Source organism: Bradyrhizobium sp. CCBAU 11361 (assembly GCF_028128935.1).
Taxonomy (GTDB): Bacteria; Pseudomonadota; Alphaproteobacteria; order Rhizobiales; family Xanthobacteraceae; genus Bradyrhizobium; species Bradyrhizobium niftali.
This window is the reverse complement of record NZ_LBJZ01000150.1, coordinates 1-22,523: the sequence shown is the minus strand read 5'-3', so window position 1 is coordinate 22,523 and position 22,523 is coordinate 1. Positions and strand designations below refer to the sequence as shown.

Annotated in this window: 24 protein-coding genes; 10 read left to right on the top strand and 14 right to left on the bottom strand. The window is 64.8% G+C overall.

The annotated features are described in order from the left end of the window. Window positions 1-286: 286 nt before the first annotated feature. Genes XI08_RS13180 through fliL form a run of 4 tightly spaced genes read right to left on the bottom strand, consistent with a single transcriptional unit; the run spans window position 287 to window position 3,233 of the window. On the bottom strand, window positions 287-1,048 hold the full coding sequence (locus tag XI08_RS13180; protein WP_027548520.1) for a MotE family protein: 762 nt from the start codon (window positions 1,046-1,048) through the stop codon (window positions 287-289). A gap of 9 nt (window positions 1,049-1,057) precedes the next feature. Further along, a complete protein-coding gene (locus XI08_RS13175; protein ID WP_027548519.1) occupies window positions 1,058-1,504 on the bottom strand; it encodes a DUF6468 domain-containing protein in 447 nt (148 codons plus the stop codon). Beyond that, window positions 1,501-2,703 (bottom strand): flagellar motor switch protein FliM, encoded by a 1,203-nt coding sequence (fliM, locus tag XI08_RS13170; RefSeq protein ID WP_027548518.1) that lies wholly within the window; start codon window positions 2,701-2,703, stop codon window positions 1,501-1,503. Before fliM ends, XI08_RS13175 begins: the two co-directional genes overlap by 4 nt. A 29-nt stretch (window positions 2,704-2,732) precedes the next feature. After that, complete coding sequence (gene fliL, locus XI08_RS13165) at window positions 2,733-3,233, bottom strand: flagellar basal body-associated protein FliL (RefSeq protein ID WP_271574704.1); 501 nt, start codon at window positions 3,231-3,233, stop codon at window positions 2,733-2,735. 384 nt (window positions 3,234-3,617) lie between these two features. Here fliL and flgF point away from each other — a divergent pair, with 384 nt between their 5' ends. The 4 genes from flgF to flgH are packed head-to-tail and all read left to right on the top strand — an operon-like array spanning window position 3,618 to window position 7,105. Next, window positions 3,618-4,379, top strand: a complete 762-nt coding sequence (gene flgF, locus XI08_RS13160; protein WP_271574703.1) for a flagellar basal-body rod protein FlgF — start codon at window positions 3,618-3,620, stop codon at window positions 4,377-4,379. A gap of 16 nt (window positions 4,380-4,395) precedes the next feature. Next, window positions 4,396-5,184, top strand: coding sequence for a flagellar basal-body rod protein FlgG (gene flgG / locus XI08_RS13155; protein ID WP_018642817.1), 789 nt, complete (start codon window positions 4,396-4,398; stop codon window positions 5,182-5,184). 10 nt (window positions 5,185-5,194) lie between these two features. Continuing rightward, window positions 5,195-6,337 (top strand): flagellar basal body P-ring formation chaperone FlgA, encoded by a 1,143-nt coding sequence (gene flgA, locus XI08_RS13150; RefSeq protein ID WP_271574702.1) that lies wholly within the window; start codon window positions 5,195-5,197, stop codon window positions 6,335-6,337. Between the two features lie 3 nt (window positions 6,338-6,340). Then, window positions 6,341-7,105, top strand: coding sequence for a flagellar basal body L-ring protein FlgH (gene flgH, locus XI08_RS13145; RefSeq protein ID WP_027548513.1), 765 nt, complete (start codon window positions 6,341-6,343; stop codon window positions 7,103-7,105). 342 nt (window positions 7,106-7,447) lie between these two features. On the opposite strand, the gene XI08_RS13140 is transcribed toward flgH, so the two are convergent. Together XI08_RS13140 and XI08_RS13135 are read right to left on the bottom strand one after the other, a co-directional pair. Further along, window positions 7,448-8,227, bottom strand: coding sequence for a 2-keto-4-pentenoate hydratase (locus XI08_RS13140; protein WP_271574701.1), 780 nt, complete (start codon window positions 8,225-8,227; stop codon window positions 7,448-7,450). Between the two features lie 84 nt (window positions 8,228-8,311). Continuing rightward, entirely contained in the window at window positions 8,312-9,340 is a 1,029-nt protein-coding gene (locus tag XI08_RS13135) for an SDR family oxidoreductase (RefSeq protein WP_271574700.1), read from the bottom strand. 93 nt (window positions 9,341-9,433) lie between these two features. On the opposite strand from XI08_RS13135, the gene XI08_RS13130 reads away from it, so the two are divergent. Next, on the top strand, window positions 9,434-9,832 hold the full coding sequence (locus tag XI08_RS13130; RefSeq protein ID WP_271574699.1) for a winged helix-turn-helix transcriptional regulator: 399 nt from the start codon (window positions 9,434-9,436) through the stop codon (window positions 9,830-9,832). A gap of 280 nt (window positions 9,833-10,112) precedes the next feature. Here the strand turns inward: XI08_RS13130 and dksA are convergent, their stop codons facing one another. Next, window positions 10,113-10,478, bottom strand: a complete 366-nt coding sequence (gene dksA / locus XI08_RS13125; protein ID WP_008554760.1) for an RNA polymerase-binding protein DksA — start codon at window positions 10,476-10,478, stop codon at window positions 10,113-10,115. A gap of 215 nt (window positions 10,479-10,693) precedes the next feature. After that, complete coding sequence (locus XI08_RS13120; RefSeq protein WP_271574698.1) at window positions 10,694-11,305, bottom strand: NAD(P)-dependent oxidoreductase; 612 nt, start codon at window positions 11,303-11,305, stop codon at window positions 10,694-10,696. Window positions 11,306-11,454: 149 nt separating this feature from the next. Between XI08_RS13120 and XI08_RS13115 the strand changes: the two genes are divergently transcribed. After that, window positions 11,455-11,826: a winged helix-turn-helix transcriptional regulator gene (locus XI08_RS13115; protein ID WP_027548507.1), complete on the top strand. Its 372-nt coding sequence runs from the start codon at window positions 11,455-11,457 to the stop codon at window positions 11,824-11,826. A 172-nt stretch (window positions 11,827-11,998) separates the two neighbouring features. Here the strand turns inward: XI08_RS13115 and XI08_RS13110 are convergent, their stop codons facing one another. Next, window positions 11,999-12,412, bottom strand: coding sequence for a flagellar assembly protein FliX (locus XI08_RS13110; RefSeq protein ID WP_271574697.1), 414 nt, complete (start codon window positions 12,410-12,412; stop codon window positions 11,999-12,001). A 269-nt stretch (window positions 12,413-12,681) separates the two neighbouring features. Between XI08_RS13110 and XI08_RS13105 the strand changes: the two genes are divergently transcribed. The 4 genes from XI08_RS13105 (at window position 12,682) to XI08_RS13090 (ending at window position 15,202) form a co-directional block, all read left to right on the top strand. Further along, window positions 12,682-13,806: a flagellar basal body P-ring protein FlgI gene (locus XI08_RS13105; RefSeq protein ID WP_271574696.1), complete on the top strand. Its 1,125-nt coding sequence runs from the start codon at window positions 12,682-12,684 to the stop codon at window positions 13,804-13,806. Then, window positions 13,806-14,174 (top strand): flagellar assembly peptidoglycan hydrolase FlgJ, encoded by a 369-nt coding sequence (flgJ, locus tag XI08_RS13100; protein ID WP_271574695.1) that lies wholly within the window; start codon window positions 13,806-13,808, stop codon window positions 14,172-14,174. The genes XI08_RS13105 and flgJ overlap by 1 nt, the downstream gene beginning before the upstream one ends. A gap of 11 nt (window positions 14,175-14,185) precedes the next feature. After that, window positions 14,186-14,683, top strand: a complete 498-nt coding sequence (locus tag XI08_RS13095; protein ID WP_271574694.1) for a hypothetical protein — start codon at window positions 14,186-14,188, stop codon at window positions 14,681-14,683. A 159-nt stretch (window positions 14,684-14,842) separates the two neighbouring features. After that, a complete protein-coding gene (locus XI08_RS13090) occupies window positions 14,843-15,202 on the top strand; it encodes a hypothetical protein (protein ID WP_027548502.1) in 360 nt (119 codons plus the stop codon). A gap of 3 nt (window positions 15,203-15,205) precedes the next feature. On the opposite strand, the gene XI08_RS13085 is transcribed toward XI08_RS13090, so the two are convergent. The 5 genes from XI08_RS13085 to XI08_RS13065 form a co-directional block, all read right to left on the bottom strand. Beyond that, the gene (locus XI08_RS13085) at window positions 15,206-15,352 is read right to left on the bottom strand and encodes a hypothetical protein (protein ID WP_271574693.1); all 147 of its coding nucleotides are present in this window, start codon (window positions 15,350-15,352) and stop codon (window positions 15,206-15,208) included. Between the two features lie 232 nt (window positions 15,353-15,584). Continuing rightward, on the bottom strand, window positions 15,585-15,953 hold the full coding sequence (gene flaF / locus XI08_RS13080; RefSeq protein ID WP_008554779.1) for a flagellar biosynthesis regulator FlaF: 369 nt from the start codon (window positions 15,951-15,953) through the stop codon (window positions 15,585-15,587). Between the two features lie 293 nt (window positions 15,954-16,246). Next, complete coding sequence (locus XI08_RS13075; RefSeq protein WP_271574692.1) at window positions 16,247-18,538, bottom strand: DUF1522 domain-containing protein; 2,292 nt, start codon at window positions 18,536-18,538, stop codon at window positions 16,247-16,249. A 219-nt stretch (window positions 18,539-18,757) separates the two neighbouring features. Beyond that, window positions 18,758-21,046, bottom strand: coding sequence for a DUF1522 domain-containing protein (locus XI08_RS13070; protein WP_271574691.1), 2,289 nt, complete (start codon window positions 21,044-21,046; stop codon window positions 18,758-18,760). A gap of 325 nt (window positions 21,047-21,371) precedes the next feature. Next, window positions 21,372-22,523: DUF1522 domain-containing protein (locus XI08_RS13065; RefSeq protein ID WP_271574690.1), on the bottom strand; the 1,152-nt coding region annotated here is incomplete at its 5' end.

Here is a 22,523-nt window from a genome sequence, read left to right as displayed (position 1 = left end):
AGAGCAGTCGTAGCCGTCTTTCCAATCGCGCGGGGCTATGCACTGAAGGTATACGAGTGCGCCTGCTGCCACAGCACCCTGCATCTCGTGACTCGAATGACGAAGGCTGCGCTGGTCAGGCAGCACTGCGAGACCCTCCTTGCCGTCGAGAAACAGCTGAGCTCGACAGGTCCCAGGGTTCAGCAGCGGATCGCAAACTAGGCACGCAAGGCATCTGGCCGCGTGCCGGCCGGGCGACCGGGCAACTGCGCGCAGGCTGCCGCAGCGCGCCGCGGCTCTTGCGCGCTCAATTCGGCTTTTGCGTCGGCTTGCCGTCGATCTTGGGCAGGTCGCCGGCGGACGCCGATTGATCGCCGCCGCCATTGGCGCGGCGGGCCATCTCGACGGTCAGCCGCTCGGCGGCCTCCGGCGACATCAGTCCCAGGATGTCCGACATCTTTCGCGGCGCGATGGCGGAGGCGATCTCGATCAGCACGCCCATCTCGAGCCGGTCGAACACCCGCGCGGCGTCCTTCGGTTTCATGCCTTCATACATGGTGACGAGGCCCTTCATGCGCTGGGCTTCGGCGGCCTTCTGCTCGGCCTGGGTCGTGGAGATGCGGGATTCCACCGCCTTCATCTCCTCGACCTTGTTCTCGATGCGCTTCTCGGCCGATTTCAACAGGCTCTCGCGGATGTCGATCTCGCGCTGGCGGGCCTCGATCTCCTGGCGGCGCGACTGCAACCGCTCCAGGATCGCGCGCTCGGAGGCCGAGACCTGCGGCTGGGCTTCCTCCACCTTGACCACGGTGCCCTCGGGCTTGGTCTCGGGCGCTGCCGGCTTCGGCGCCTCCTTCGGCGCGCCATGGGTCGATCCCGTGATGTCGGGGTCTTCCCGTCCGGTCGGAAAGTTCAGATTCTCCTGCGCCCAGGACTTCTTGGCCTGTTTCGGCTGGTAGTCGAAGACATATCCGCCATTGATCGCGAGGCCCGCGACCTTGAGCGTGGCGAGACCTGCGACGGCAACCAGGACGACCGGAATGACGCGGATGTTACGAAAGGATTTCATACCCTGACTTCATGCGGCAAGGCCGTTGGATCGTCGGCGCTCGGAGAAGGCTTCGGCCGCAGCCGCCACCGCCTTGGCCGACGAGGGCTTGGCCGCGGGCACGGCAACCGTTTCGGGATTGGTCACGGGGCGCGCGGCGATCGCGATCTTGGACAGGCGCCGCACCACATTGTCGGCTTCGCCCAGCTGCTTGTAGAGCTGGTCCGACATCTGGGTCGCCGCCGCGAGCTGGCTGCCGAGGTTCTCGTTGACGTCGCGCACGGCGAGCTTCAGCCCGCCGATCGCGCGTTCGGCGATCTCGGTCGCGGTGATCAGCTCGGCGATGACCGCCTTCAGCGAATGCTCGTCCGCCTTCAGCCGCGTCAGCCGCTTGTTCAGCAGGATGCAGTAGCCGATCGTGAGCATCAGCAAGATAGCCACCAGCGTCTCGATCGCCATTCCAAGGGAGTGGTTCATGGGGCCTCCATCATCTTGTTGTGCTCGTCCACCTTCTCGAACATCGCAAGTGTCGTACTTGGCTTGCGCAAGGGTTTCGTCACCCTGATAGCGACGCGGTCGCCGACCCGGCCCATGCGTCCTTCGGTGATTGTGACGTCGCCGCAGCGCACGGTAACGTTGGCGTCCGCGCGCATGTCCAGCGGCAGCGTGTCGCCGACCTTCAGCCGCATCAGCTGCTTGAGCGGGATGTCGGCCTCGTAGAGCACGGCATCGACGGCGATCTCGGCCTGGCCGATCTCGGTGGCGAAATGGCCTTCCCAGACCGGGTCGCGGCCGAACTTTTCGCCCATGAACATCTGGAGCAGGACGCCCCGGATCGGTTCGATGGTCGCGTAAGGCAGCAGGAGCTCGATATTGCCGCCGCGGTCTTCCATGTCGATGCGCAGGCGCACCAGGATGGCGGCGTTGGCGGGACGGCTGATGGCGGCGAAACGCGGGTTGGTCTCGAGCCGGTCGATCGTGAAGGTCACCGGCGACAGCGGCCGGAACGCCTGCTCGGCGTCGGCCAGCACCACCTCGACCAGCCGCTTGACCAGCTCGGTCTCGATCGTGGTGTAGGGCCGGCCCTCGATGCGGAGCTGGCTGGTGCCGCGGCGGCCGCCGAGCAGCACGTCGATCATCGAGTAGATCAGGTTGGAATCGACCGTCGCCATGCCGAAATTGTCCCACTCCTCGGCCTTGAACACCGAGAGCACGGCCGGCAGCGGGATCGAGTTCATGTAGTCGCCGAAGCGCACCGAGGTGATGCGGTCGAGCGAGACTTCGACGTTGTCCGAGGTGAAATTGCGCAGGGATGTCGTCAGGAGCCGCACCAGGCGGTCGAAGACGATCTCGAGCATCGGCAGACGCTCGTAGGAGACCATCGCCGAATCGATGATCGCGCGAATGCCGGAATGGTCGTCGAGCGTGACGTCGCCGACGGTGAAGCCGAGGAGGTTGTCGATCTCCTCCTGCGACAGCACCCGCTCGCCGGAGTTCTTGCCGGTGCCGAGGTCGCGGCTGCCGTCCTCGACCATGGCGGCCCATTGCAGGGCCATGGTCTCGGAGAGTTCGTTTTCGGCAGCGGCCTTCGCGGCCTCCGCGGGATCCTCGGAATCGAGCGAAGCCTCCCATTGGGCGGCAATCGCATCCTGGTCCATCTGCTCGTTGCCGGCCATGACGCTAGCCCATTACCTTCCCTGCGCCGTCACTGGATCACGACTTCCTTGAACAGCACCGCGCTGACCTGGACCGGCGCGACCGCCGCATTGACGCGCTTGGTCAGCTCTTCCTTGAGGCGGAAGATGCCGGCGGAGCCGTTGAGGTCGGAAGAGCGCAGCTCGCGGACGTAGGTCTGGAAGATGTCGGTGACGCGCGGCATCGCCGGCTTGATCGCCTCGATCTGCTTCTCTTCCTTCAGCTCCAGCACGATCTTCAGCTTCAGATATTGCACGCGCTCGCCCGGAGCACCGGCGAGGTTGACCATCATGTCGGGCACCTCGACGAAGGCCGGCGGCTTCGGCGGGGGCGCCGCCTCGGCATGATGCTCGTCGTCGCCGTGACGGAAGAAGAAGAACCAGGTCGCCGCACCGCCGCCGAGGACGGCGAGCAGGCCGACGGCCATGATCATGAGCTTGAGCTTGTTCTTCGGGGGAGCGGCTTCCGCGCCATCAGTGGCTGCGCCGCCTTCCGCTTCGTTTTCTGCCATGGTCGCCCGGCTCGCTCATCTCTTATAGGAATCGAAAGAGCGAAGCCCCCTGGCAGACAATGACGCGATACAAATGCCCCAGCGCAATGCGCTCCCTTGCACGCAAACGCTACGGTAATAATGGTTAACGGAATCTTTCGATTGGGCCTCCACTAGGAAAAATCTGCCGGGCAAACATGGCTAACAGAACCTTTCTGCCGCCCTCCCGCGCCCTCGAAAAATCGACAAGTAATTGACATTAAACAATTTTCTACGTTGGCACGGCTTTCGCTGAGAGAGGACCGAGACCGAAGGGTTTGGGAGAACCTGACGGTCTCGTTCACGGGGTCCGCCAAGGCGCTTGGGAGAGCGAGGTGGCAGATCTCACTCAGGGGAGATCTTCCGATGCAGAACGCGCTTCTGATCGGCTTGTCACGGCAGATGACGTTGGAACGGCAGATGGATGTCATCGCCAACAACGTCGCCAATGCCAACACCAACGGCTTCAAGGCCGACCATTCGCTGTTCGAGGAGTTTCTCAACTCGAACGCGCGTGAGGACAATTTCGTCGGTTCCGACCGCCGGGTCTCCTATGTGCAGGACCGCGGCACCTTCCGCGACGTCGGCCAGGGGCCGATGGAGGCGACCAACAACCCGCTCGACATGGCGATCGACGGCAACGCTTTCTTCGCGGTGCAGGCCAACGGCGCCGAGCGCTACACCCGCGACGGCAAATTCTCGCTCAGCAGCACCGGCCAGCTCGTCACCTCCGACGGCAACCTCGTGCTCGGCACCGGCGGCCCGATCACCTTCCAGCCGACCGACCACGACATCAATATCGCCCCCGACGGCACCGTCACGGTGCTCGAGGGCACGGCCAAGACCGACTCGATCCGCGGCAAGATCCGCATGGCCTCGTTCGACGATCCGGCCAGGCTGACCAAGCTCGGCGCCAACCTCTACAGCGCCGGCTCCGCGACCCAGCAGGCCGACCCCAAGTCCACCGTGCGCCAGGGCTACATCGAGAAGTCGAACGTGAACTCGGTCGGCGAGATGAGCCGCATGGTCGAAGTCATGCGCAGCTACACCGCCATCGCCAATCTGCTCCAGCAGCAGAGCGACCTCCACAAATCGGCGATCGAGAAGCTCGCCGACGTTCCGGCCTGATTAGGGAACCACTGACATGCAAGCGCTCCACACCGCTGCGACCGGAATGGCGGCCCAGGAACTCAACGTCCAGGTCATCTCCAACAACATCGCGAACCTGCGCACCACCGGCTTCAAGAAGCAGACCGCGGCGTTCCAGGACCTGATCTACGAGCACGTCCGCCGCGTCGGCGCGCAGGCCTCGGACCAGGGCACCATCCTGCCCGTCGGCGTCGACATCGGCGGCGGCGTCAAGACCGTCGGCACGCCGCGCAGCATGACGCAGGGCACGCTGTCGCAGACCGGCAACGATCTCGACCTCGCGATGTCGGGCGAAGGCTTCTTCAAGATCCTGATGCCCGACGGCACCTACCAGTACACCCGCGACGGCACCTTCCAGATGGACAATCAGGGCCGCGTCGTCACCGCGCAGGGCAACCCGGTGCAGCCGACCATCACCATCCCGAACAACGCCTCCGGCATCTCCGTCAGCGAGCAGGGCCAGGTCTCGGTGACGCTGCCGGGCTCGTCGACCTCCTCGATCATCGGCCAGATCGGCGTGACCCGGTTCATCAACAAGGCGGGTTTGCAGCCCGTCGGAAGCAACCAGTTCACCGAAACGCCCTCCTCCGGCCCGCCGCAGGACGGCACCGCGAATGCCGAAGGCTACGGCAAGATCACGCAGGGCAGCCTGGAGCAGGCCAATGTCGACGTCGTCTCGGAGATGAGCGACCTGATCGCCGCCCAGCGCGCCTACGAGATGAACGCCAAGGTCATCAGCGCCGCCGACCAGATGATGCAATCGACCACGGCGTTGTTCCGCTGAGGCAATGATGATGATCCGCACCACCCTCGCCACGATCTCCGCTCTCCTGCTGCTGGCGCTGCCGGCGCAGGCCGCCGACGACGTCATCGCGGCGCCGACGCTGCGCGCGAGCGTCACCGTGACCTCCGACGTGGTGCGGGTCGGCGATCTCATCGACAATGCCGGCTCGGCCGCGCTGATCCCGGTCTACCGCTCGCCCGATCTCGGCACCACCGGCGCGCTGCCGGTCGCGCAAGTCCTGTCGGTGTTGCGCGCAAAGCAGGTGATCGGCGTGATGACCGGCGACGTCAGGGAAGTCCAGGTCACCCGCCTCGCCCGCACCCTCGCCAACAAGGACCTCGAAAACGCGGTCGCCTCGGCGCTCGAGCGCCGCTTCGGCCTTGGCGATGCCGCCAACATCACCGTCACCTTCGACCGCGGCGTCGCCGACATGCGGCTGGACGCCTCCAACACCGGTGCGCTCCAGCCGGTGGCAACCCGCTACGACGCCCGCAGCGGCCGTTTCGACATCGCCTTCGAGATCAACAACGACAACAATCCGGCGCCGACCAAGCTGCGCTTCACCGGCACCGCGATCGAGACGGTGGAAGTGGCCGTGCTGACGCGCGACATCGACCGCGCCGACCTCCTGAAATCCTCCGACGTCACGCTGGAGCGCCGGCCCAAGGCCGAGGTCACCGGCGAGGCCGCCTCGCGCGACCGCACCATCGGCATGCAGCTGCGCCGGCCGATGCGGGCGGGCACGCCGATCCGGGTCGCCGACATCGTCAAGCCCGACTTCGTGCAGCGCGACCAGAACGTCACCATCATCTACCAGGTGCCCGGCCTCTACCTCACCACGCGCGGCAAGGCGATCGAGAGCGGCGCCGAGGGCGACACCGTCAGCGTGCTCAACCTGCAATCCAAGCGCACGCTGACCGGCGTCGTCACCGGCCGCGGCCAGATCACGGTCCAGGGCGCGAGCCAGTCGCCGCCGATGGCGCCTGCAGTCGAGCAGACCTCCTCGCTCAAGCGCGACGAGGTGCCTGCCCCTGCGGCTGCGGCCGCAGCGCTCGCCCAAAGCCTGATCCAGGCCCCCGCGTCTCCGGCCCAGATCGCACAAGCCCAGATCCCGCAAGCCCGCATCTCGCAAGCTCCAGCCAAGTCAGAGTAAGTCATGTCCATGTTCAGTTCGGCTTTCCGTCCTCGTCGCATCGCGATTTCCGCCCTGCTGCTGGCAATTGGCGCGCTGGCAAGCGGCTGCTCCTCGATCGACCGACTGTCGCAGATCGGCGAGCAACCGAAACTGTCCGCGATCGACAATCCGACGACGCAGCCCGGCTACAAGCCGGTGCAGATGCCGATGCCGAAGCCGGAAGTCGCCTCCTACAATCCGAACTCGCTGTGGCGCAACGGCAGCCGCGCGTTCTTCAAGGACCAGCGCGCCCACCAGATCGGCGACCTCCTGACCGTGACCGTGAACATCACCGACAAGGCCAATATCGAGAACGACACCCAGCGCAGCCGCACGAACAAGGAAGACTCGGGGATTACCGACTTCATCGGCGCGAAGACCATCACGCAGGCCAACAAGATCCTGCCCGGCCGCATCCTCACCGCCGACTCCACCGCTTCCAGCGAGGGCAAGGGCAGCGTCGACCGCAAGGAAGCGTTGCAGACCAACGTCGCCGCCGTCGTCACGCAGGTGCTGCCGAACGGCAATCTCGTGGTCGAGGGCAAGCAGGAGATCCGGGTCAATTTCGAGATCCGCGAGCTGATCGTGGCCGGCATCGTCCGCCCCGAAGACATCCAGAGCGACAACACCATCGATTCCACCAAGATCGCGCAGGCCCGCATCGCCTATGGCGGCCGCGGCCAGATCATGGACGTGCAGCAGCCGCGCTACGGCCAGCAGGTCATGGACGTGCTGCTGCCCTTCTAAGCCTCTTCCGAGCTCCCACATCGTGTTCGCGAACCTAGGCGCGAACGACGATGTACTACGCGGCCTCCGGTAGCTCCCCTGCCGGAGGCCGCATGTATTTTAGTGCGAGGTTGCGGGCCGCCGCCTACGCGGTCAGTTGGCGCACTCAAACGTCGCCCCAGTTCCCGTCATTGCGAGCGCCTTGTCCGCAGAAGCTCGAAGAGCGAAGGCGGAAGCGAAGCAATCCAGAAATGCGTCCGCGGAAGGAATCTGGATTGCTTCGTCGCATCAGCGCAAAATTGCTTCGCAATTTTGTCGCGGGCTCCTCGCAATGACGGCCAATGTTGGGGCGCTATGCGCCCCTCACGTAAACTTCGCCTCCACCACGCCCAGCCCGTCCAGCTCCATCCGCACCTTGTCGCCGGCCTTCAGCCACAGCGTCTTCACCAGGCTTCCCGTCAGCACGAGCTGTCCCGCGTGAAGACCCTTGCCCTCCGCGGCAAGATGGTTGGCGAGCCAGGCGAGCGCATTGTGGGGATGGCCGAGCACGTCGGCGCCGGTGCCGTGGCTGACTTCCTCGCCGTTGACGATGGCGCGGCCTTTGACCGCCGTCAGGTCCGGCACCGACGAGCGCGGAACCGACGGCCCCAGCACGCAGCCGGCGGCGAAGAAATCGTCGGCGATCAGCGTCGGCGCGCCCATCGTCTCCCACTTCACGTAGCGGTCGTCGACGATCTCGATCGCGGGATGATAGGCCTCGACGGCCTCGCCGACCCATTCGGCCGTGAACGGCGCCTCGCCGGCGGCAAGGTCACGCTGCAGCCGCACCGCGATCTCGCATTCGACGCCGACACGGACATATTTGGAGGTCGCGAGCTTCACCCCGCTGTCGTGCACGCCCTTCTGGAACACGCCGCCGCCGCAGGGATGCGGGATGCCGATATAGTCCTGCATCACCTGGCTGGTACAGCCGATCTTGTAGCCGACGAGCGGCCCGGCATGCGGCAGCAGGAGATCGTGCAGCGCGCGCTGGACCAGGTAACCCTCGGCCTCGTCGGCCGGTGGAACCTCGAGCGCTGCAAGCGGCGCATGGTTGCGGCGCGCCAGTGCGATCGCCTTTGCGGCTTCGAGAATGTTGTCCATCGGCGCCGCCTCCCACGCTACGCAATCGAGGATAGCACTTCAGCACCCCTGCTCCGGCCTGACAAGCGCGGGCGGCCGGCGGCTTCACGCCTTGACGAGGCCAAGCCGGATCAGGCTCTCGGCCGTCGCGAGGATCGCCTCATCGTTGGAACGCGCCTGCCAGCCGAGCTGCGACCGCGCCTTGGCGCTGGTGGGATGCCGCACCCTTCCGAGCATCGGCACGACCGCACGCAGCAGCGGAATCCGGTGTGCGGCCAGGCGCACCAGCCAATCCGGCGCCTGGAGCCGCGGAACCCGGCGCGCCCTCGGTCCGAGTTCCCGCCGCAGCACCCTGGCGATGTCCAGGATCGACATCGTCTCGCCGGAGACCGCGATGAAACGCTCGCCTTTCGCCTCAGGCGCCGTCATCGCCCGCAAATGCAGGTCGGCTACGTCGCGCACGTCGACCACGCCGAAATAGACCCGCGGCACCGCCGGCATGGCGCCGTCGAGCAGCGATTTGACGATCTCGATCGAGCCGGAGAAGTCCGGCCCGAGCACGGGACCGAAAATGGCGGCGGGGTTCACGACCGAGAGCTCGAGCCCGCCGCCTTCGCGCGCCACGAAATCCCAGGCCGCCCGCTCGGCCAGCGTCTTGGATTTGATGTAGGGCTGCACGTCGGCGCCTTCGAGATTGGTCCAGTCGGTCTCGTCGAACGGTTTTTCCCGCGGCTCGTGGCCATACCCGATCGCACCCAGCGACGAGGTGATCACCACGCGCCTCACGCCGGCCTCGCGCGCGGCCCGGAGCACCCGCAGCGTGCCATCGCGGGCCGGGATGATCATCTCGTTCTCATCCTTGGGAACACTGGTCGAGAGCGGCGAGGCAACATGGAGTACGTAGTCGCAGCCCGCGACGGCCTCACCCCACCCCTCGTCCCGGACGAGGTCGGCGGTGAAGAAGGACAGGCTCTCCGGCGAAACGGCCCCGCCCTCGCGCAGCATGGCCAGCACGTCGGCCTGGCGCTCCGGCCGGCGCACCGTCGTCCGCACCGTGTGGCCGGCGGCCAGAAGTTGCAGGATGACATGGATGCCGACGAAGCCCGACCCGCCAGTGACCAGAACAGTGCTCATTGCCAAATTCCCCTCGTTGCACGGGCCGGCGAATTGGTTCCGCCGCCCTGCTCAAGGCGGCATCTGGTCACTATCTCCCGGGGAGCAAGTAGAATGGATTTCGAGACCGGTATGGAAAACCTGACCAGCGTTTGCGACGGCGACTGCGATTGCAGCCCCGACCCTGCCCTGCTCGCCGACTTCAAGCGGGCCATCCACGCCCTCGGCGGCAAGTGGAAGCTGGAGATCCTGTTCGCGCTGATGAACGGCGCGGTTCGTTTCGGCGCGTTGCGGCGATCGATCGGTGGCGTTACCCACCACATGCTGACCACGCAACTGCGCGAGCTCGAGCAGGACGGCCTGGTGTCGCGGACCGTCTTCGCGGAGAAACCCTTGAGGGTCGAGTACGAGCTGACGGATGCGGCCTACGGCCTGCTGCCGGCGTTTAAGGAAATATTGAGCTGGTCCAGGCTTTATGGGGACGCGCGCCTTGTGGCGTCGCAGCAGGCCTGATTGCAGCGATGCTTGATGCAGCTGGATCGGTGTCTCAGCATTCGAGTCGATCCTGTTGACGCGACTCGCAAAATCTCCCGCACCTGAAGTGAAGGCTGTTTCTCATCCGAACTCACGTGAGCTCGGAGGAATCGACTCTAGCCCATTGATCACGATTCACTTTTCGCGATTGCGCTCGCGCGTCGAAGCGCGGCGGCAAGCAACGGGCAATATGCTAACCGCGGCGCGAAATGGCGCCTTGCGTGCAAGAACAAAGAGCCGCATCGCTGCGGCTCTGACTCTATTCGTCGCGATAGACCTTCTCGCGTTTCTCGTGTCGCTCCTGCGCTTCCACCGAGAGCGTCGCGATCGGCCGGGCCTCGAGCCGCTTCAACGAGATCGGCTCCCCGGTGTCCTCGCAATAGCCATAGGTGTTGTCCTCGATACGCTGGAGCGCGGCGTCGATCTTGGCGATCAACTTGCGCTGGCGGTCGCGGGCGCGAAGTTCGATGGCGCGGTCGGTTTCGGACGATGCCCGATCGGCGAGATCGGGGTGGTTCACGTTCTCCTCCTGCAGGGCTTGCAGGGTGAGCTTGGACTCTTTGAGGATCTCATCCTTCCAGGCAAGGAGCTTCAACCGGAAGTACTCCTTCTGCCGGTCGTTCATGAAAGGCTCTTTTTCGGTCGGTCGGTAGTTTTTCAACTTTTCCAAGGGCGGCCTATCTGTCTAAGCAACGACTCGCAAACGGAACGGGGTCCGTTGAGCGGGGCGTTATATAGCGGCCTCCTGTGACAGACAATATTTCCCTGCACGCCCAGCTGGCGCGCCCAAGCCCTTGCACAGGAAGGTTTATCCTGGAGGGCCTGGGGGCGGCCGAAGGCCTAGTAACCGACCGTGAAACGCTGCCTCAAATGGGCCGGCCGCTCGATCTCGTCGGCCAGCGCAATGGCGTAGTCGGCGAAGCTGATCCAGCTCTTGCCATTCGCATCTGCGAGAAGCTGATCGGTCCCGAGCCGGAACTTGCCCGTGCGCTCTCCCTCGACGAACAGCGCCGATGGCGAGATGAAGGTCCAGTTCAGGTCCTTTTCCTGGCGCAGCAGATCGAGAAAGGCAGTGCCTGCCTCGGCCTCGGCCTTGTATTGGGCCGGAAAACCGGGGGTTGTAACCAGCTTTACGCCAGGAGCGACCTCCAGGCTGCCGGCCCCGCCGACGACGAGGTAACGGCCCACCTTGGAGTCCTTGGCTGCCCCGATCAGTTTGAGCGCGTCGCTGGCCAGGAAGTGGACGGAACTCACGGCGACGTCGTGCCCGGCCCACAGCTTGGCGAGGCCCGCCTGGTCGAGCACATCTCCCTTAGTCGGTGTGACGTTCGGCAGGGCCGCGATCTTCTCGGGGTTCCGGGCGATGGCCGTGACGCTATGGCCGCGGCGGGACAGTTCCTTGGTGATCTCCGACCCGGCCCGGCCCGAGGCGCCGGCGACTGCGATTTTCATGGAAGGCTCCTTTGCTTCTATAGTAACTAACAGTGACTAGATATCGCAAAGAACGCTGGTGTTAAGAGAGCACTTTGTGCTTACCTGCTTACGCAGGAGTAACCGGCAAGCGAGCCGGCAAGCGACTTCAATGGATCGAGGACCCGACGATGAAGCCCGACGTCTATGCAGCGAACTGCCCCACGCGCCAGATCCTCGATCGCATCGGCGACAAATGGGCGGTGCTGATCCTCCTGCTACTGCGCGGCGAGCCGATGCGTTTCAATCAGTTGCGCCGCACGATCGAAGGCATTTCGCAGAAGATGCTGAGCCAGGTTCTCAAGTCGCTCGAACGCGACGGCCTGATCAAGCGCCGCGCCATTGCGACCGTACCGGTGACGGTGGAATATTCGATCACGCAGCTCGGGCTGACACTCGCCGCTGCCGTCGATCCGCTGCGCGATTGGGCCGAGGAGAATCTGAAGGACGTGCTCGCCGCCCAGCGCCGCTACGACGCGCAGAAGGAGGAGGAAGCGGCGTGAGATGTAAACCGAGCAAACAGAGAACCCGTCATCCTGAGGTGCGAGCAGCGCGGTGCGCAGCACCGTGCAGTGAGCCTCGAAGGATGTACGGCCAAGACGCTTGAGCCGGGCCGTCGCCCTTCGAGGCTTGCCCTGCGTTGCAGGGCGCGCACCTCAGGGTGACGGACAACGATCAGGCCTGCCCGGCCTTGGCGAGCTCGACCTCGACGCGCAGCTCGATCTCGGACAGCAGGGAATCGAGACCGGGATCGCCCGAGGACGATTTCAGGTTTGCCGCAGCGTCGCGCAGCCGCATCACGGTGGACGCGTCGAGATTGCCAGACAGCAGCCCCATCTTGAGATCGTCGAGCACGTCGAGCGCGGTCTTGCCGCGGGCGACCGAGCGCTTGCGACGCTCGACCGGATCCTCCTCGATGCCTTGCAACGCGAGCAGCGCATCGATGTTGGCGGCCGCTTTCGGCGCCGCAGCGCCCCGCGTCTCCTGCGCCGACGAGGTGTCGGGCAAGACGAAAGTGCCGGAGCCCGTCCGCCTGGCCTGGCTGGCCGGCGTTCCAAGCGTGGTGCCGTTCGGTCCGTAGATGCGCATCGCAGCAATCCGGGTGATCGATGCCTCACATTCGCTGTTTTATGGTTAACGGCGCGTAAACAGCCCGGCAAAATCTGCCGACAGGCGGCAGTTTCGCTCCTCAGGGACAACGTCCGCTGACACCGGTCGAAACAGATTTATTCAACCTATTCAGCGACCTACCCCCACTGCCCCGCGTTGGCACAGCCCTCGCAAGGAAAGCGTCGGACCAGCTCGTCATGGGAGTGTCGAGGATGGTCCGAGATTTGAGGAGCCTCGGGGAGCAGAGGATGCCAGGCGTTCGTTGGGTGAGGATTGTTGGGGTGGCCTACGCCGCGCTGTCAGCGCTGGCGCTGTCGGTCACGTCCGCAAGCGCGACCTCGCGCATCAAGGACCTCGCCAATATCGAAGGCGTGCGGCAGAACCAGCTCATCGGCTACGGCCTCGTCGTCGGCCTCAACGGCACCGGCGACACGCTCAACAACATCCCCTTCACCAAGCAGTCGCTGCAAGCGATGCTCGAGCGCATGGGCGTCAACATCCGCGGCGCCACCATCCGCACCGGCAACGTCGCCGCCGTGATGGTGACAGGCAATCTGCCGGCCTTCGCCACCCAGGGCACGCGCATGGACGTCACCGTCTCCGCGCTAGGCGACGCCAAGAACCTCCAGGGCGGCACCCTGCTCGTCACGCCCCTCCTCGGCGCCGACGGCAACGTCTATGCGGTCGCGCAGGGCTCGCTCGCCATCTCCGGCTTCCAGGCCGAAGGCGAAGCGGCGAAGATCGTGCGCGGCGTTCCGACGGTGGGGCGCATCGCCAACGGCGCCATCATCGAGCGCGAGATCGAGTTCGCGCTCAACCGGCTGCCGAATGTGCGGCTCGCGCTGCGCAACGCCGACTTCACCACCGCCAAGCGCATCGCGGCGGCCGTCAACGACTATCTCGGCGTCAAGACCGCCGAGCCGATCGATCCCTCGACGGTGCAGCTTTCGATCCCGCCCGAGTTCAAGGGCAACGTCGTCGCCTTCCTCACCGAGATCGAGCAGCTCCAGGTCGATCCCGATCTCGCCGCCAAGATCGTCATCGACGAGCGCAGCGGCATCATCGTGATGGGCCGCGACGTCCGCGTCGCCACCGTTGCGGTGGCGCAAGGCAACCTCACCGTCACGATCTCCGAAAGCCCGCAGGTGAGCCAGCCCAATCCGCTGTCCCGCGGGCGGACCGTGGTTGCGCCGCGCAGCAGCGTCAGCGTCACCGAGGACGGCAGGAAGTTGGCGCTCGTCAAGGATGGCGTGTCGCTCCAGCAGCTCGTCGACGGCCTCAATGGCCTCGGCATCGGCCCCCGCGACATGATCAGCATCCTGCAGGCGATCAAGGCCGCCGGTGCGATCGAAGCCGACATCGAGGTGATGTGATGCAGGCGAGCATGATCAACACCCCGCGCGCCGCCACCTCCTCGGCCTTCTCGGTGGAGAGCCGCAACGGCCGGCCCGACTTCGAGCTCGCCGCCGCGCTGCAGAAGGTCCCGCCGCAGCAGCAGGCCAAGGCGCAGAAGACCGCCACCGATTTCGAGGCGATGTTCCTCAACAGCATGTTCTCGCAGATGACCTCGGGCCTGAAGGGCGAAGGCCCGTTCGGCGACACACCGGGCACCGGCGTATGGCGCTCGATGCTGACCGACCAGTATTCCAAGAACTTCGCCAAGGCCGGGGGCGTCGGCGTCGCCACCGAGGTCTACCGCACTCTCATCATGCAGCAGGCGAAAGCCGTCCGCACGGCATAAGGTCAAACGAGATGAACCAGTTCACCGCCTCACGTCGGCCGATGCAGGCGCAGCGCCCGAACACCGCGCCCGGCAACGCCGAGGCGCGCAAGCTCGCCGAAGACCTGATGGATGCGATGAACGCCCTGCTCGGCCTGATCGAGCGCGAGACCGAGCTCGTGCGCGCCGGCAACGTCCGCGAGGCCATGACCCTCGAGAGCAGGAAGCAGGAGCTGTCGCGAAACTATGTCGGCGCCGTCGGCCGGTTGAAGGCCAGCCAGGCCCAGCTCGCGAAATCCGCGCCCGAGTTGCTCTCGACGCTGCATCGGCATCACGATGCGTTCCGCGCGATGCTCCAGGTCAATCTCACCGTGCTCGCGACCGCGCACGCGGTCTCCGAGAGCGTCGTGCGCGGCGTCAATGCCGAGATCCAGAAGCGCAACGTGCCGAACACCTATACGGCCGCGGGACGCCGCGCCACTCCGGGCCCGCGCCACATCACCCCGCTCACGGTCAGCCGCTCGCTCTGAGCGCGCGCAGAAACAAGCGACAATTTTACGAAAAACCGCGCGGCGATGTCGTCGCGCGGTTAGTCACGTTTCCTTACCGGGTCTTCAATCCTGGTGTTCCATGGTTGCGCATTGAGAGGGGTTGGGATTTGACTCGGACGAGGCAACCAGGAGGCTGCCATGAGTACAGATTTCAGCATCAGGCCGGTGGGGATACCGGCCCCCGCGCAGATCATAACGACGTCGAATGCGGCGGCGAACGAGGCCGTGCAAACTGATTTGCCGGTGAGCCAGACGGTCGCCGCGAGCGATACGAGCGCGCCCGTGCGCAATGATTTGCCGAACAACGAGAACATCTCGCGGCAGGTCGTGTTCGACCAGGCTGCCGCATCCTTCGTCTTCCAGGTCGTCAACGACAGGACCGACGCCGTGGTCAATCAGTTCCCCGACGAAGCGATGCTGCGCCGGCGAGCTTATTTCCATGCAGAGGATCTGAAGTCCAAACCCTCGCGTCCGCTCAATACGGACCTCAGCGCCTGACGATCAGGCGTCGAGCGTGGCAACCGCTGTGTCGAGATAGGTCGCGCCGGTCGCAGGATCGGTGACGACGTTTTTGATCTGGGCGTTGCCAACCTCAATCAGCGTAAACTTGGTATTCCCGAAGCGGAACGAGCTGTCCTCGATCGGCACCTGCCGGTGTGGGACGTCCCGGTGCTCCCGTCGTGGACCTGCGCGCGAAAGGCGCTGACCGGCGAGAGGTTGAGCGGGAATATCTTGCCATCGGAATAGGTCCCGGTCCGCCGCCCTGGTAGAGCGAGGAATCGGCCGGGACGTATGTCGACGAACCCGATGGGCTGGAGCGAACGTTCGACTTATGCGCGGTCGACACAATGCTCATGATGTCGGCCGCGACGGGCCTCCATCACGGCCGCCCGGACAGACCCGCAGCGATATTGCGATTGATCTCGATCAGCGGGCGGAAGTGATCGAACTGCGGGCTCATCTGCAGCGCCGCGGTCTGGCTCAGCACGAACACGCTGATGTTGGCGATCTTCTGGCGGACGTCGATCGGCTGCGGATTGTTGTCGCGCATCGCCTCGCTCAGGAAGATCGTCCAGAGCTTGCGGTTGAACATCAGCGCCTGCATGGTCTGCTCGCTGAGCGGATCAGCGTTGTTCACCGCATCCTGGAGCTTGTTGGCGGCCTTGAGCAAAGTCTGCGCCTCGATGTCGCGAGGAGATGCAGTGGTCGTTGCAACACGCGCGTAAGCCGAGGCAGCGGAATTCGACATCAATCACACCCTGGAGGTTACCTAGCCCGTTGAACGCGCTTAAGGATTTCTTTCCCAACCCTAGGCAGCACCGCTTAAGATTTGCTTACGTGTGCGCTTGGAAGCACTCCGGATAATTACGGGTCGCGGAGGTCTTCGTCAGCGCAACGCTAGATGCACGCACACACGCTGTAAACTTGCTTCGCGTGATGGGCATCAATCCCAGCTAATCCTGCCTTAGCGATCTCCGTAAAAAGAACGGCGGAGCGTTAGCCCCGCCGCGATATCTCAAGTAGCGGTCTTGCGCTGTGAAATTAGCGGAGCAGCTGCAGCACGCTCTGCTGCGACTGGTTCGCCAGCGACAGCGCGGACACCGCGATCGACTGGCGGGTCGACAGCGCCTGGCTGTTGGCCGCTTCCTCGTTGGTGTCGGCCAGCGTGAGATTCGACGAGCCGGTCTGCAGCACGTTGATCAGATTCTTGGAGAAGTCCTGGCGCACCTGCACGATCGAGAGGTTCGAACCGAGCGCCGAACCTTCCGAGCGCAGCGTGCTCGAGGCCGCGTTCAGGCTGGTCAGCACCTTGTTGGTGGCGCCGTTGTCGATGAAGTCGACACCGTTGACGAGGTTGCTGAGGCCGAGGCCGGCCGCATTGAACACCACGCCGTTGATGCCGAGCGTGGAGCTGCCGGTTTCGTTGAAGACGAGCTTCAGCGTGTCGCCGTTGAGCAGGTTGACGCCGTTGAAGGAGGAGTCCTGCGACGTCGTGTCGATCTGCGCCAGAATGTTGTTGAACTGGTTGACCAGGTTCGAGCGCGCCGTCTGCGCGACCGGATCCTGAACCGGCGGCTGCGCGGTGGTGAAGGCCAGAACACCGGTGATCGTGCCGCCGACCGTGCCGCCCGCAGTCGTCGAACCGAGCGTTGAGGAGGCGTATTCATTGACGGTGGTCACCGTCAGCAGGCCATTGGCGTCGATCGTCGCCGTCAGGTGGTTCGCCTGAAGCTGTGCGTTGAGCTGGTCGAGCGTCTTGACGGTGCCGTTGGTGCCATCGCCGAAGGTGACGTTCACCGGCGTGCCGCCGTTGAAGGAGGTGAAGGTCAGCGTCTTGCCACTGACACCGCCAACACCGGAGGTCCGCGCCGCGGTGAACGCGGTCGCCGTTCCCGTGTTGCCGCTGAGGCCGAACGCGTGGAGCGCATTGCCGGTGCCGGTGATCGACAGGTCGGCGTTGACGCCGGTGGAGAGCGCAAGCTGGCCGCTGCTGTTGACCGACGACGGGATCTGGCCCGAAGTGGTCGTCAGCGACGCCGCGCCGTTGAAGATGCTTGCGGTCTTCACGCCGGTGGCAAGGTCGATCGAGTTGAGCAGGTCGGTGAGCGTCGCGCTCTGGATATAGACGGTCGAGTTGCCGTTGCCGTCCGTGACGATGTTGCCGTTGACACCACCCGAAGTCACGCTGGCCGCCGATTGGGGCGTCTGGGCGTTCTTGAAGGTGATGGTGTGACCATCGATGTTCAGCGTCGAGCCGTCCTGGACCAGGGTGCCCAGCGAGCCCGAGGTCGTCGACCGGTTCGCGGTCACGTTCGCATTGCCCGCGCCGGTCGCCGTGGTCAGACCGAGCTTGTTGAGGAAGTCAGCCTTGCCGGTCACACTCAGATCGGCGCCGGTCGAACTCTTCAGCGTGACCTGGCCGCCGCCCGAGATGGACGATGCCACCTGAAGCGTGCCGATCGGACCGGCCGAACCGCTGACCGCGATGGCCGCCGCGCCCGCGCTGATGGTTGCGGTCTTGACGCCGCTGGCGAGGTCAATCGCGCTGAGGACGTCGTTGACGGTCGCCCCGGGCGCAGTCGGTGTTCCCTCATAGACGATCGAATTGCCGTTACCGTCGGTAGCGATGTGTCCGCTGGCGTTGAGGCCCCAGCCGGTCGGTTGCGTGGTCGGAGCGATGCCGGTGCGGAAGGTGATGGTCTTGCCGTTCACCGTGATGGTATCGCCGTCCGCGGGCGGCGCGCCGAAGGTGGTGGATGCCGTGGTGCCGACCAGCGTGGCGGTACCGGACAGTACGGTGGTGCCGTCGGCGGCGGTCGCGGCAAAACCGACCGCCGAGCCCGCGTTCGAACCCAGTGAGGCGCCGAGCGCGGCAGTCCCCGTCACCGGGGTCACGCCACCGGGCGCGCCGGTGTAGAGCACGTTGCTGTTCGCGGTTGCACTCGCGTAGGAGGTCGTTCCGCGTAGATCGGCGGGCGTCGCACCGGGAATCGTGGTGGAGACGTTCGACTTGGTGGAGTAACCGACCGTGGTCTGCAGCGCCTGGTTGGCGATCGATTTCGCGCTGTCGATCAGCTTCTGCAGCGAGGTGATGCCGGTGTTGGCGGCCTGGAGCACCTGCACACCGTTGTTGATGCCGTCGAGCAGGTTGCTGATGTCGCTCGCCCGGTTGTCCAACCCCTGCGCGGTGAAGAAGTTGGTGGGATTGTCGAGCGCCGTGTTGACCTTCTTGCCGGTTGACAGCCGCTCCTGCGTCGTGGCCAGCAAGTCAGCCGTCGACTGCAGCGACAACAGGTTCTGGCGAACTGACGCCGAGAGAACGATGTTGGACATTGGCGAGTCTTCCTCTTGAACCGGATACGAATCGGCCACGCGGTCTCGAAAGCGGGCTTTGGTCCAGTTTTAGGAGGTGTCCTTTAAAGTATGGTTAACGCCGGTTTAAGCGATAGGGTTAATGGCGGATGAACGCCCCCGCTCGCCTCCGGACATAAAAAAGAGCAGCGGGACACAAGGCCCCGCCGCCAGATTTTATTTAGTTTTTTCAGCTGCTTATTAGCGGAGCAGCTGAAGCACGCTCTGCTGCGACTGGTTGGCCAGCGACAGCGCGGAGACCGCGATCGACTGGCGGGTCGACAGCGCCTGGCTGTTGGCCGCCTCGACGTTGGTGTCGGCCAAGGTCAGGTTGGACGAGCCGGTCTGCAGCACGTTGATCAGGTTCTTGTTGAAGTCCTGGCGGATCTGCACCACCGAGAGGTTCGAGCCGAGGCTCGAGGCCTCCGAGCGCAGCGTGCTCGACGCAGCGTTCAGATTGGTCAGCACCCTGTTGGCGGCGGCGTTGTCGATGAAGTCGACACCGACGGTCAGCGAAGCGAGGCCGAGACCCTTGGAGTTGTAGGTCACGCCGGTGATGTTCAGGCTCGACTTGCCGGTCTCGTCGAACACCAGCTTGAGCTGGTCGCCGTTCAAGAGGTTGACGCCGTTGAACGAGGAGTCCTGCGAGGTCGTGTCGATCTGGTTCAGGATGTTGTTGTACTGAGACACCAAATTAGCACGCGCCGTCTGGGCAACCCCATCCTGGACGGGATTGGAAGCCGTCGAGAAGGTTAGCGCCGAAGTGAGCGTGCCGCCGATCACACCACCCGCCGCCGTCGAACCGAGCGTCGACGACGCGTAGTCGTTGGACGCCGTGATGGTCAGCAGGCCGTTGGCGTCGATCGTGGCAGCCAGGTTGTTGGCCAGAAGCTTGGTGTTGAGCTGATCGAGCGTCTTGACCGTGCCGTTGGTGCCGTCGCCGAAGGTGACGTTGACCGCCGTGCCGCCGTTGAAGGAGGAGAAGGTCAAGGTCTTGCCGGCGATGCCGCCGATGCCGGAGGTGCGCGCCGCGGTGAAGGCGGTGGCATTGCCGGTGTTGCCGGCGAGGCCGAGCACGTTCAACGCATTGCCGGTGCCGGTGATCGACAGGTCGGCGTTGATACCGGTCGAGATCTTGAGCTGACCTGAGGTATTGATCGTCGAGTTCGACTGGCCGGTGGCGGTCGCCAGCGTCGCGGTGCCGTTGGCGTTGATCGTGGCAGTCTGCACGCCGGTGGCAAGGTCGATCGCCTTCAGCACGTCGTTGACCGTGCCGGCCTGCAGATAGACCGTCGAGTTACCGTTGCCGTCGGTGAGGACGTTACCGGTGGCACCGAAGCCGCTCGGAACGCTCGGCGCACCGGTCGAGCCCGGGATCGGCGCGTTCTTGAAGGTGATGACGTGACCGTCGACGTTCAGCGTCGCCCCGTCCGCGATGGTCGCGCCGAGCGAGGCCGCGCTCGTGGTCCGGTTGACGTTGACGGTGGCGTTGCCGGCACCCGTGGACGTCGTCAAGGCGAGGGCCTTGAGCAGGTCGGCCTTGCCGGTGACGCTCAGATCCGCACCCGTCGAGCTCTTCAGCGTGACGGCGCCGCCAGCAGCGGTCGAGACCGCAGCACCCGGCTGGCTGGCGCTCACGGCGATCGTCGCAGCGCCGGAGCTGATGGATACCGTCTTCACGCCGCTGGCCAGATCGATCGCGGACAAGAGATCGTTGACGGTCGCCGCCGGAGTGCCCGCAGTGCCGAGATAGACGGTGGTGTTGCCGTTGCCGTCGGTGACGAGGTTGCCGCTGACGCCCGAGCCGGCCGGAACGGCGGTCGACGCCGGAGCCGCGCCGCTGCGGAACGTGATGGTCTTGCCGTTCACGGTCAGCGTGTCGCCGTCGGCAGGCTGGGCGTTGCCGAGCAGGCCGGTTGCGGTCGTGCCGTTGGTGGCGATCAAGGTGATGGCGCCGGTCAGCGCCGTGGTGCCGTCACCGGCCGTTGCGCCAGTGCTTGCAAAGGAGCCGATGGTGGCGCCGAGCGTCGTGGTGCCGGTCGCCGCCGTCGTGCCGCCGGCCGTGCCGTTATACAGCACGTTGCTGCTCGCGGTCGCGCTGGCGAAGCTCGTCGTGCCGCGCAGGTCGGCCGCCGTCGCACCCGAGATGGTGGTGGAGACGTTGGACTTGGTGGAGTAGCCGACCGTGGTCTGCAGCGCCTGGTTGGCAATCGACTTGGCGCTGTCGATCAGCTTCTGGAGCGAAGTCAGGCCGGTGTTGGCAGCCTGCAGCACCTGCACGCCGTTGGCGATGCTATCGAGCAGATTGTTGATGTCGCTGGCGCGGTTGTCGAGCGACTGTGCCGTGAAGAAGTTGGTGGGATTGTCCAGGGCCGAGTTGACGCTCTTGCCGGTCGACAGACGGTTCTGTGTGGTGGCGAGGAGGTCGGCGGTGGACTGGAGAGAGAGCAGGTTCTGACGAACCGACGCAGAGAGAACAATACCTGACATGACTCTTACCCTTCTGGCTTACGCGTCTTCGTTCGATCGCTTCGGATCGAGTGACGGGGCCAGCGTGCCGCGACATGGCTAACAAAGGGTGAAACGAACATCGCCTGCATAAGCGCCGGTTCACCATAAGCGGGCGGGAAGCGCAGAGTGAGATGGCAATCAGCCTGAAATCATTGGCAATTCTTCGCGCTTACGCTCCATTAACCATAACCGCTGGTTACTTTTCAGAGTGTCGCCTGCCCTCTCGAAACCTCGAGTGACGAACGAAAAAAAGCGGCGGGGCCGAAGCCCCGCCGCCTTGTTGGTTTGCGATGTCTGCCGCTTGTTAGCGGAGCAGCTGCAGCACGCTCTGCTGCGACTGGTTGGCCAGCGACAGCGCGGAGACCGCGATCGACTGGCGGGTCGACAGCGCCTGGCTGTTGGCCGCCTCGACGTTGGTGTCGGCCAGCGTCAGGTTGGACGAACCGGTCTGCAGCACGTTGATCAGGTTCTTGTTGAAGTCCTGACGAACCTGCACGATCGTCAGGTTCGATCCGAGGCTCGAGGCTTCCGAGCGCAGCGTGCTCGACGCGGAGTTCAGGTTGGTCAGCACCTTGTTGGTGGCGGCGTTGTCGATGAAGTCGACGCCACCGGTCAGCGCGGCGAGGCCCAGACCCTTGGAGTTGTAGGTCACGCCGGTGATGCTCAGGTTCGACTTGCCGGTCTCGTCGAACACCAGCTTGAGCTGGTCGCCGTTCAGCAGGTTGACGCCGTTGAACGAGGAGTCCTGCGCCGTGGAGTCGATCTGGTTCAGGATGTTGTTGTACTGAGACACCAGGTTCGCACGCGACGTCTGGGCAACCGTATCCTGGACGGGGCTGGAAGCCGTCGAGAACGTCAGCGCTGTCGTCAGCGTGCCGCCGATCGCACCACCCGCGGCGCTCGAACCGATGGTCGAGGACGCGTAGTCGTTGGTGGTCGAAACCGTCAGCAGTCCGTTGGCGTCGATCGTCGCGGTCAGGTTGTTGGCCTGAAGCTTGGTGTTGAGCTGATCGAGCGTCTTGACCGTGCCGTTGGTGCCGTCGCCGAAGGTGACGTTGACCGCGGTGCCGCCGTTGAAGGAGGCGAAGGTCAAGGTCTTGCCGGTAAGGCCGCCGACGCCGGAGGTGCGCGCCGCGGTGAAGGCAGTCGAGGTCCCGGTGTTGCCGGCGAAGCCCAGCGCATTCAGCGCATTGCCGGTACCGGTGATCGAGAGGTCGGCATTGACGCCGGTCGAGAGCTTGAGCTGGCCCGAGGCGTTGATCGACGAGTTGGTCTGGCCGGTGGCGGTCGCAAGCGTCGCGGTGCCGTTGGCATTGACCGTGGCAGTCTGCACGCCGGTGGCAAGGTCGATCGCCTTCAGCACGTCGTTGATCGTGCCGGCCTGCAGATAGACCGTCGAGTTGCCGTTGCCGTCGGTGAGGACGTTACCGGAGGCACCGAAGCCGCTCGGAACGCT